Source organism: Streptomyces graminilatus (genome assembly GCF_001418565.1).
In the GTDB taxonomy this organism is placed as follows: Bacteria; Actinomycetota; Actinomycetes; order Streptomycetales; family Streptomycetaceae; genus Streptomyces; species Streptomyces graminilatus.
Genome location: NZ_LIQQ01000581.1, coordinates 1 through 1,057 on the forward strand (window position 1 = coordinate 1; position 1,057 = coordinate 1,057).

Annotated in this window: 1 protein-coding gene; it reads left to right on the plus strand. The window is 73.0% G+C overall.

Going from position 1 to position 1,057, the window contains the following annotated elements:
• Positions 1 to 146 precede the first annotated feature (146 nt).
• Positions 147 to 1,057: bifunctional transcriptional activator/DNA repair enzyme AdaA (locus tag AOK08_RS37150; protein WP_198539506.1), on the plus strand; the 911-nt coding region annotated here is incomplete at its 3' end.

The window sequence follows — 1,057 nt, forward strand, 5'->3', positions numbered from 1 at the left end:
CCGGGGCCAGTCCGATCACCGGGATGATCCGCGCGCCCCGAGCAGCCGCCGTCGGAAAAGGACGCGATCCGGAGCCGCCCTGGACACGTCACCTCGATGTCGGATTCTCGCCAGCCGACGCCCGGCCCATCGCCGATGCTGGACGTATGCGGAACGCGATGCACACCGACACCGAGCACTGCGTACGTGCCGTCCGGTCCAAGGACGCGCGCTTCGACGGGTGGTTCTTCACGGCGGTCCTGACCACCCGGATCTACTGCCGGCCCAGTTGCCCGGTGGTACCGCCCAAGCCCGAGAACATGACCTTCTACCCGAGCGCGGCGGCCTGCCAGCAGGCGGGCTTCCGGGCCTGCAAGCGCTGCCGTCCCGACACCAGCCCCGGCTCACCGGAGTGGAACCAGCGCGCCGACCTGGTGGCCCGCGCCATGCGGCTGATCGGCGACGGGATCGTGGACCGCGAAGGCGTCCCCGGCCTGGCCGCCCGCCTCGGCTACAGCACCCGCCAGATCGAACGGCAGCTCAACTCCGAACTGGGCGCGGGCCCGCTCGCCCTCGCCCGCGCCCAGCGCGCCCAGACCGCGCGGCTCCTCGTCGAGACGACCGCGCTGCCCATGGCGGAGATCGCCTTCGCGGCAGGCTTCTCCTCCATCCGCACCTTCAACGACACCGTCCGCGAGGTCTTCGCCCTCTCCCCGAGCGAACTCCGTGCCCGCCTCCCGAGGACACGCCCCGACGCGCGTCCGAGCGGCACGGACACGCCCGCCGGCACCCCGGCCGCCCTCAACCTCCGCCTCCCCTTCCGCGCCCCGCTCAACCCCGACAACCTCTTCGGCCACCTCGCCGCGACCGCCGTACCCGGCGTCGAGGAGTGGCGTGACGGCGCCTACCGCCGGACCCTGCGCCTTCCGTACGGGCACGGCATCGCCGCCCTCACACCGAAACCCGACCACATCGCGTGCCGCCTCGCCCTCAGCGACCTGCGGGACCTGCCCGTCGCGATCAGCCGGTGCCGCCGGATGCTCGACCTCGACGCCGATCCGGTCGCGGTCGACGAGCA